Genomic DNA, 9,736 nt, shown 5'->3' on the forward strand with positions numbered 1-9,736 from the left:
CATCTTTCAACTGTGAATTTAAGCATTGAGCGTCGGGAAACCGCGGCGGAGCGCACGGAGAAGCGACTGCCGCCGCCCGGCCAGCCCGTCATCGTCCGGTGCCTTTGTTTCGAGTGTCTGGCGTATCGAGACGAGACGGGAATATGGAAAGGCCGCTACGACGGCAAAGAGCTGCCGGAAGTTCTGGAATGGGCTCCGGCGTAAAGCGCCCCGTTCGACCGTGGTTGAAACGGCCCGAACGCCGCTGTCCACCCGCGTGATGCGTGGTTGAACCGCTTTGTCTCGAAGTGGCTTCGCTCATCACGCCGCCAGAATTGTCAGTAATTTCCGATGGCATTCCCGGCTGGTTTCTGGTAGCTGGCATATCATGAACAAGCGCCTCCTTCTCAGCCGCCGCCATTTCCTGAAAACTTCCATCGCGTCACTGACGACGCTGACCATCGTTCCCCGGCATGTCCTGGGCGGCCCGGGTTTCACTCCGCCGAGCGAAGTCCTGACGCGCGCGGTCATTGGCACGGGCGGCATGGGCATGGGTCACGTCAAGTCGATCAACACGGTCTGCAAGCTGCTCGCCGTTTGCGATGTGGACGAACACCATCTCCAGGCCGCGCTCAAAGCCGGTGGCGCCGACGTGAAGGGCTACAAGGATTTTCGCGAGGTTCTTGCCCGCAAGGACATCGATATCGTGCACATCCCGACGCCGCCGCACTGGCACGCGTTGATCTCCATCGCCGCTGCAAAAGCCGGCAAGGATATCTGGTGCGAAAAGCCGATGAGCCGGACCATTGCCGAGGGTGAAGCCGTGAAGGCCGCGATCGCGAAATACCAGCGGATTTTCCGCCTCAATACCTGGTTCCGGTTCGAGGGCGTTTTCTATGGCATGGGGATTCCCGTCAAACCGATCAAAAAGGCCGTGCAGGGCGGGCTCCTGGGCTGGCCACTGAAGGTCACCGTCGGCGGGCCCACCGGTTTTGATTGGAAACAGAATCAGTGGTGCGGCCGCACCGACCTTGTTCCACAACCCGTGCCGCCCGAGCTTGATTACGATTTCTGGCTGGGGCCCGCCCCAAAAAAGCCTTACCACCCGCACCGCGTTCACCAGACCTTCCGCGGTTATTGGGACTATGACGGCGGCGGCCTCGGCGACATGGGCCAGCATTACCTTGATCCGGTCCAATACATTCTCGGCAAGGACGACGAAAGTCCGGTCCGGATCGAAGCGGATACCGGTCCGCAGGACGCGGATGCCGTCCTTCCCTGGCGCCGGATTTCAATGAAGTACGCCGACGGCTGCGAAATCATCCTCGACGGAGAAAACAAAGACACCACTGCGGCGTTCATCGCGGGCCCGAAAGGCAAACTCTCGAAGGACTTCGAGTCCGATGTTCCCGACCTCGCGCAAAAGGTCAAGGCACTGCCCGACCCCGAGCCGCAGCTCACGGATTTCGTCCAGGCGGTTAAGACGAGGAAGAAATTCGCGCTGAACGAAATCAACGGACACCGCTCCTGCACATTGATCAATCTGGCGAAAATCGCCGTGGAAACCGGCCGGCCGCTTCGCTTCGACCCGGCCACGCAACGGTTCATCGACGATCCCGGAGCCAATGCCTACGTCCAGCAGCCGATGCGTTCCCCGTGGAAGATCGAAGTCTGAGGCGCCGTCTGGTTCCACGGGCTTTTGATTGGGAAAAAATCTGATCGCCGGCATCAGGACGCAAGGGGTCATTCCTTCCGGCGAAGAATGATGCTGGGGCATCCTTCTGATAAGGTCCCTGCACCATCTCTCATAGGATGGCCTCGCTTCTCGCGCACGCGAGGTTCGCGTTTTCCGAACGGGGAACAGAACGGCGCCGGCTTGACATCCACTCCGGTTTTTCGCCTGCTTTCACCATGCGCCACGAACCGAATCTGACAAGCGGCAGCCGGGCTGTTCAAATCGGACTGTTGCTTCTTTTGGCAGCGGCATCGTTCGGGAAGACCCTCGCCGCGGCGGACCGCCGCCCGCTGGAATTCGATGATCTCATGCGCGCGCGGCGTCTCAGCGACCCACAAATCTCACCCGACGGCAAAACGGTCGCTTACCTCAGCACGACCGCCAACAAGGAAGAAAACAGAACCGACAGCGACATCTGGCTCGTGCCCCTCGCGGGAGGCGAACCCCGACAATTGACCGCCAGTCCCAAACACGATCGGCATCCGCGCTGGTCGCCGGACGGAAAGTGGATCGTGTTTGAATCGAATCGGAGCGGCACCTTTCAGATCTACGTGATTGCGTCGGATGGCGGCGAAGCCCGGCAGATCACGACAATTTCCACCGAGGCGACGCAGCCCGTCTGGTCACCCGATGGCCGGCACATCGCGTTCGTGTCCGCGGTTTTCCCCGAGTTTTCCGGAAAGCCGTTCAGGGAGAGCGACGAATTGAACAGGAAGAAACTCGACGGACGCGAAAAGAGCAAGGTCAAGGCGCGCGTCATCACACGCCTGCTCTACCGGCATTGGGACAGTTGGGTGGATGACAAACGTCAGCACCTTTTCGTCGTGCCTGTGAAAAACGGCGCCGCCGCGGGCGATCCTCGCGATCTCACGCCCGGCGATCGCGACGCGATTCCCACCTCGAGCACGTTTTCCGCCGGCGACGACTTCGCCTTTTCTCCCGACGGGAAGAAACTTGCCTACACGGCCACGCCGACGCCGGCGCGCGAGGAAGCGTGGCTCACGAATCACGACATATACGAAACGGACGTGGAAACCGGCGAGCGCCGCCAGATCACGACCAATCCCGCGGCCGACGCCTTCCCTCGCTACTCGCCCGATGGGAAATGGATCGCCTATCGCGCGCAGTCCCGGCCCGGCTTTGAGTCGGATCGCTGGCAACTGATGCTCTACGACCGCGCGAACGGAAAGACCCTCCGTCTGACGCCGGATTTTGATTCGTGGGTGGAGGCGTTCACGTGGGCGCCCGACAGCCGGACGATTTACTTCGAGGCGGAGGAGAAGGCCACCAAACCGCTGTGGTCGGTGACCATTGCCGGCAACGACGTGCGCAGGGTCGTGGACAAGGCCGATAACGGCGAAACGGTGGTGTCGCCCGATGGCAACACGCTGGTGTTCACCCGGCAGACGCTGTCGCGACCGGCGGAAATTTATGGCGCAAATCCTGACGGCGGCGGCCTCCAGCCGATCACCCGCGCCAACGACGCATTGTTCGCGGGCATCTCGATGGCCGAGCCGGAGCCCGTTTCATACACCGGAGCGGGCGGCGCGCAGATTCAGATGTGGATCGTGAAGCCGCCGGGATTTGATTCAGCCAAAAAATATCCGCTCGTCTTCTGGGTCCACGGCGGGCCGCAGGGCGCGTTCATGGACGCGTGGTCGTATCGTTGGAACGCGCAACTCTGGGCCGCGCAAGGTTACGTGCTGGCGATGCCGAATCCGCGCGGGAGCACCGGCTTCGGACAGAAGTTTGTGGACGAAATCAGTCGCGACTGGGGCGGCAAGGTTTTCGCCGACCTGATGGCCGGATTAAGCTACATGGAACATCAACCCTATGTGGACGCGAAACGGATGGCCGCGGCGGGGGCATCGTATGGCGGTTACATGATGAACTGGTTCGAAGGCCATACGGACAAGTTCAAAACGATCGTCACTCACGACGGGGTCTTCGACTTCCAGACGATGTACGGCACCACGGACGAGTTGTGGTTCGACGAATGGGAACATGGCATTCCGTGGGAGACGCCCGATTCCGATAAGTTCTCGCCGGATCGTTTCGCCGCGAATTTCAAGACGCCGAATTTGATCATCCACAACGAACTGGACTTCCGCGTGCCGGTCGGCCAGGGCATGAGTCTCTTCACGACTCTCCAGCGCAAGGGCATCCCGTCGAAGCTCCTTTATTTTCCTGACGAAGGCCACTGGGTACTCAAGCCGCAAAACAGCGAGCTCTGGCACAAAACAATCTTCGAGTGGCTCGCAGAATATCTGAAGCCGTAGCCGAGCCGGCAACTCGCTCAAGCAAACGACCCAATCGCTTTTGCGAAGAATCAGTCCGGAAACAGGCCCAACTGCTCGGCCCCGGGCTTGATCCGCGCCTTCAACTCCGTCCTGCTCGACTCCAGAAGCCCGCGCTCGATGGCGGCGACGAACGGAGAAACGTTCTGCGAGCGGATCTGGCCGCGCCACAGACGCTTCTTCGCGTGCGAAAGGAACAACCGCTCACGAGCGCGTGTCATGCCGACGAAAAAGAGGCGGCGCTCCTCGGCATCGTTCGCATCCCCGTCCGAACCAAACCGAAATGGCAGCAAACCGTCTTCACAACCTGCGATGAAAACGACCGCGAATTCGAGCCCCTTGCTGGCGTGCAGTGTGAGGAGCGAAACGCAATCCGCCCGCGCGTCCCACAGATCGGCGTTGGAGAGCAATGCCAATTCGGACTCGAAGCTCACAAAATCATTGCCGCAGCCGGCGGCAAGGGGTTCGAGCGTCGCAAGAATTTGAAGCCGCATGGTTGCTTCGACCGTTCCATTCGCCATCTCATCGCCCGGTTTCTCGTGGATCTCATTTGTGTCGGGCGAGGACGCTGAGCACCGGGATCCGGACGCGCACGTCAGCATTTCAACGGCCGTCTTCAAGCGGTTCCGCACCGACTCGTCCACCGAGACCCTGCGCGCCGCCTCGATCATCGCGCGCACCATCGGGTGCTCGATCAGCGGCCCGTGTGAGTGGCGTCGGAACGGGATGCCGGAGCGCGCCAGGGCTTCGAGAAGCAGTTCAACCTGCGCGCCGGTCCGGTAGAGCACGGCAAAGTCGCGGAACGAAAAATCACTCCGCGCCTCGCCGCCTTCCACCCGCCTGCTGTCCAGGCTGAAGAACCCGTGGCCGCCGACGAGTTTTTCGATCGTGCGAACGATGAACTCGGCTTCGGCCCTGTCTGTCGGCGATTCTTGGATCGTGATTTTGGCGGCGCTCTCATGCAGCGATTCGAGGACACGGCCTCCGACCAGGGAGACAGGTGCGATGGCTTGCAGCGCGCCCTCGACAATGGCGCGACCCGAGCGGTAGTTGCGACGAAGCACGATGGTGCGCGCGGCCGGATAGTCCGTGGCGAACTGTCGGAAAAAGAGCGGCTCACCGCCGCGGAAACCGTAGATCGATTGGTCGGGGTCGCCAATGACACAAAGGTTGCCGTCGGGCGGTGCCAGCAAACGCACGAGCCGGTATTGTCGCGCGTCGATGTCTTGAAACTCATCGACCGAGACGTTGCGAAAGCGATTGCGATAATGGGCCAAAACGTCGGGGCGCCGGTCGAAAATCCGCGTTGAAACCGCGATGAGATCGTCAAAATCGAGCCAGGCGCATTCGAGCATGGCATGTTCGTAAGCGGCGAGAACAAGGCGGTCCTCGTCGGCGGGACCCGGCGCACCGTCGTCCGCAGGTGTTGCCTCAGGCAAGGCAGCGGCTTCGACCCTTTTCAGTTCAGAGATTCGTTTCAGCCAGCGCCCGGCCTCCCGATCGGACAACAGCAGCTTCTCGCAAAGCAGCGCCCGGCGCTCCGATTCGCCCGCGACCCGGAAGTTTTCCGGCAGTCCGATCCGACGGCCATGCTCGCGCAGGATCAGATGTCCAAGGCCGTGGAAGGTCGTGACCAACACCCGGTCCGCTGCCGCGGGAATCAGGTTTCGCAGGCGATCGCGCATTTCGTTCGCTGCGCGGTTGGTGAACGTCACGGCGAGGATCTGCTCCGGAATCACGCCGCTGTTTGTGATGAGGTGCGCGATGCGGTGTGTGAGTGTGCGTGTCTTGCCGGTGCCGGGCCCAGCGATGATGAGAAGCTGACCGTCGGTGATACTGGCGGCGGCGCGTTGTTCGGGATCAAGGCCCGCAAGCGGGTCGAAGTTCAAAGGGAGCGGTGGTGCGGTTTCGCCGAAAACAAGATTAAGCGGACCTTCAACATCCCCCGCGCCTTTTCCATGAGTGAACGGAGGAGCCGGTGTCAACGTCGGCCAGGAGAGAGGCGCGTCCAAACTTCGGGCAGGATCCGGAACCTGTTTCTCGTTCTCGGGGAAAGGGTCAGGGTGAGGGGGGCCGCCGCGCGTCTCGGCAGGCTGGCCAACCGGCAGCTCGAACAGCAAACTGACCGCGTTGCCCTGAATCAGCTCATCATCGGTGAACACGCGGATGACGCCGTATTCGCCGTCGTAACCCGCCTCGCGAATGACCCGCCCTTCCCTCATTCGCGCAATGCCCTCGGCCAGCAGGGTTGAGCCGGCCTTGCGCAGTTCGTCCAATGGCGCCTGTTCCAGGATGAAAAGCTCGGGTCCCACCGAACCCACCAGCTTCTCGTAATGGTCTGCGACCTTGCGGCTGCCCGCGCCGGCCCGGTGGATTTCACCGAGAACCTCGGAGAGCGGAACGAGGCTGCGAAAGGGCGACGCCTTTTGCGGCTTTGAACCCCCGCCACGGTCCGCCAGTTCGCCCACACGATGCATCACGCCGACGGTGAGTTCCTTGCCGCACGTGGGGCAAAGGCCCCCCTGCTTTTTCGTTTCTTCCGGATCGAGACGCACGCCGCAGGCGCGATGGCCATCGAGATGGTATTTCCCCTCCTCCGGAAAGAACTCGACGGTGCCGCCGTAGGCGTGGCCCGTTTCGAGGGCGCGCTTGATCGCCCAATAACTCGGTTCACAATCGAACTTGCACGCCTCCCGCCCAATCTTACCCGGCGAATGAGCATCGGAGTTCGACACGAGCGTGTAGCGATCCAGTTGCGAGAGCCGCCAGTTCATGGGCGGATCGGACGAGAGCCCCGTCTCGAGCGCGAAGATGTTTTTCGTCAAATCGCCATAGCATTCCTCGACGGAATCGAAGCCGCTTTTTGACCCGAGCACGGCGAACCACGGCGTCCAGATGTGTGCGGGGATCAGGTAGGCGCCCTCGCCCGCTTCGAGTGTGATTTCGAGCAGGTGGCGCGAGTCCAGTCCGAGGATCGGGCGGCCGTCGGCGTTCAGGTTGCCGATGCGCGCGAGCTTCGCGATGAATCGTTCCGCTGTGGCGAGGTCGGGCACGTAGTGCAGATGGTGAACCTTCCGCGTCCTGTCGCCCTTCTTGTAGATCGTGGATATCTCAACCTCGAGCAGGAAGCGCGCGGGCTGTTGGGCAAACGCGGGAAACCGGCTCGCGCACCAGCGCTCCAGCTCCGGTTTGAGGCGGAACAAACCCGGCTCGGCGGGGACGAGCTTTTCCCGAATCTCATTGAACCACGCAGGATGGGTAAAATCGCCGGTGCCGAGAACCGTCACCCCTTTCTTTGCCGCCCACAGCGCCATGTGTTCGAGGTCGAGGTCTCTGCTGGTCGCCCGCGCATACTTGGAATGAACGTGCAGGTCGGCATAGAACGACATGACAGAGTTCTAGCGGGCAGGGAAGCTGAGTCCACAAAAATGGGTGGATACTTTTACGGATCGGAAATACGTTCGCTCGCGATGTCGCCGGTCACGCATTTGCTCGCGAGCTGGGTTGTTGCCGCCAAGACGACGGACAATGCGCGCGACTGCCGCCTGGTCACGCTCGCCGGAGTTTTGCCGGACCTTGACGGACTGGGTCTGCTGGTGGACATGGCGAATGGCGCGCTGGCCCGGGGAAACGCGCCGTATTACCAGCGCTATCACCATTTTCTTTCACACGGGCTTTTCGGCGCGGCCATCATTACAGCGCTGCTGGCCGCATTCGCCCGGAGGCGCGCGCGTGTGGCGCTGCTTGCGTTCGCTGTTTTCCACCTGCATCTGCTGTGTGATCTCGCCGGCTCGCGCGGGCCGTCACCGGAGGATCTGTGGCCGATCTTTTACTTCGGCCCATTCAGTAAGGACCCGATGTGGATCTGGAAAGGGCAATGGGCGCTCGATGCCTGGCCAAACCGGCTGCTCACGGCCGCGCTGTTCTGCGGGTCGTTGTGGCTGGGAGCGCGTTTGGGCCATTCGGTGGTCGGGTTGTTCAATCGTCGCGCCGACGCAACCTTTGTCGCCGTCCTGCGCGGCTGGCGCGAGGCGGCGGTCCGCAAAATGGTTTCCCAAAACGACCGCGCCGGCTCATAATCGGCCGATGACCACCGCGCCGACAAAACGCCGGGGTCTCGGACACTCAATGAAGAAACAACGCACACGCGAAGTCTATTTACCCATGAAAAAACTGATCGGCCTGCTCATCCTGCTCGTTTCGCTTTGCTCCGACACGTTCGGCGCGCAGACCCTCGCTCTGAACAAAGGCGACCACATTTGTTACCTCGGCAACGCGCTGGCCGACCGGATGCAGCACGACGGCTGGCTGGAGACGCTCATCTACGCAAAGTTTCCCCAACTGGACCTCGTGTTTCGCAACCTCGCCGCCAGCGGCGATGAGGTCGCGACCTGGCATCGCTCGGAAAACTTCGGCTCCCGCGACGAGTGGCTGACGAAAACGAAAGCGGACGTGATTTTTGCCTTCTACGGTTTCAACGAGTCATTCAAAGGTCCGGGTGGTCTCGAAAAATTCAAGAGCGACCTCGACAAGTTTTTGAAAGAGATGAAGGCGAAAAATTTCAGCGGCATGGGCGCGCCTCGCGTCGTGCTGTTCTCGCCGATTGCCAACGAAAAAATCAACGACCCGGACCTGCCCGATCCCGGCCTGAACAATTCGCATCTCGAACTTTACACGACGGCCATGCGCGACGTGGCAAAAGCCAACGAGGTGATGTTCGTGGACCTGTTCTCCGTGTCACAACGATTTTACGCCGGCGCGGCGAAACAGGGCCGTCCGCTCACGTTCAACACCTTTATGCTCACGGAGGCCGGGAACAAGGCGCTCGCGCCGGAAATATTCCGCGCGCTGTTCAATGAACCTTCGCCGGGGGGCGATTTTGAAAAACTCCGCGCCGCCGTGTTGGACAAGTGCAACGAATGGCACGCCCGCTACCGAACGGTGGACGGTTACAATGTTTATGGCGGCCGGTCCAAACTGACCTTCCCGCGAGCGGGCAAGGAAAGCCCCATGATTTCCAACTTCGAAGTGATGCAGGAGGAAATGACGCAACGCGACACGAAGACCGAGAATCGCGACAAGCGCATCTGGGCCGTGGCCCGCGGCGGCGACATGAAAGTGGATGACTCGGTCCTTCCACTCGTCGAAACAATGGAATCGAACAAACAGGACGTGTCGCCTTATTTGAGTGGCGAGGAGGCCATCCAACACATGACGCCGGCCAAGGGGTGCAAGGTGGAACTCTTCGCCAGCGAGGACCGGTTCCCCGAACTGGCCAAACCGGTGCAGATGGCGTTCGACACCAAAGGCCGCTTGTGGGTCGCCGTCTGGCCGAATTATCCCGAACGTACGCCGACCAGCACCAAGGGCGACAGCCTGCTGATCTTCGAAGACACGAACGGAGACGGCAAGGCCGACAAGGTCATTCACTATATCGACGGTTTGAACTGTCCAACCGGTTTTCAATTCTACAAGGACGGCGTGCTCGTCATGCAGGCGCCGGATCTCTGGTTCGTGCGGGACACGAACCACGATGATCACGCCGACTGGAAGGAACGCGTGCTGATGGGCATGGACTCCGCAGACTCGCACCACACGGCCAACTCAATGGTGCTCGATCCGGGCGGTGCGACCTACCTCAGCGACGGCGTTTTTCATCGCACCCAGGTCGAGACCGCGGACGGTCCGGTGCGCAACATGGACGCCTGCATCTATCGTTTCGAGC

Annotated in this window: 6 protein-coding genes; 5 read left to right on the forward strand and 1 reads right to left on the reverse strand. The window is 61.2% G+C overall.

The features are described 5' to 3' along the window. The 3 genes from VN887_11260 to VN887_11270 all read left to right on the forward strand — a co-directional run. Positions 1-204, forward strand: a 204-nt coding sequence (locus VN887_11260) for a hypothetical protein (protein ID HXT40584.1), incomplete at its 5' end; no start/stop codon positions are given. A gap of 163 nt (positions 205-367) precedes the next feature. Further along, entirely contained in the window at positions 368-1,654 is a 1,287-nt protein-coding gene (locus VN887_11265; protein ID HXT40585.1) for a Gfo/Idh/MocA family oxidoreductase, read from the forward strand. Positions 1,655-1,791: 137 nt separating this feature from the next. Continuing rightward, complete coding sequence (locus VN887_11270) at positions 1,792-3,993, forward strand: S9 family peptidase (protein HXT40586.1); 2,202 nt, start codon at positions 1,792-1,794, stop codon at positions 3,991-3,993. A gap of 50 nt (positions 3,994-4,043) precedes the next feature. Here VN887_11270 and VN887_11275 read toward each other — a convergent pair whose 3' ends face one another. After that, positions 4,044-7,400, reverse strand: a complete 3,357-nt coding sequence (locus tag VN887_11275) for a UvrD-helicase domain-containing protein (protein ID HXT40587.1) — start codon at positions 7,398-7,400, stop codon at positions 4,044-4,046. Positions 7,401-7,439: 39 nt separating this feature from the next. Here VN887_11275 and VN887_11280 point away from each other — a divergent pair, with 39 nt between their 5' ends. Together VN887_11280 and VN887_11285 are read left to right on the forward strand one after the other, a co-directional pair. Beyond that, positions 7,440-8,090, forward strand: a complete 651-nt coding sequence (locus VN887_11280) for a metal-dependent hydrolase (protein ID HXT40588.1) — start codon at positions 7,440-7,442, stop codon at positions 8,088-8,090. A 49-nt stretch (positions 8,091-8,139) separates the two neighbouring features. Beyond that, the coding region (locus VN887_11285) for a dehydrogenase (protein HXT40589.1) at positions 8,140-9,736 on the forward strand (1,597 nt) is incomplete at its 3' end.

Origin of the sequence: Candidatus Angelobacter sp. (genome assembly GCA_035607015.1) — a bacterium.
Taxonomy (GTDB): domain Bacteria; phylum Verrucomicrobiota; class Verrucomicrobiia; order Limisphaerales; family AV2; genus AV2.

Excerpts from the sequence above, each read along its gene's own strand:
- VN887_11280 (HXT40588.1), top strand. The coding sequence starts at position 7,440 with ATGGGTGGATACTTTTACGGATCGGAAATACGTTCGCTCGCGATGTCG.
- VN887_11275 (HXT40587.1), bottom strand. The coding sequence starts at position 7,400 with ATGTCGTTCTATGCCGACCTGCACGTTCATTCCAAGTATGCGCGGGCG.
- VN887_11265 (HXT40585.1), top strand. The coding sequence starts at position 368 with ATGAACAAGCGCCTCCTTCTCAGCCGCCGCCATTTCCTGAAAACTTCC.
- VN887_11270 (HXT40586.1), top strand. The coding sequence starts at position 1,792 with ATGGCCTCGCTTCTCGCGCACGCGAGGTTCGCGTTTTCCGAACGGGGA.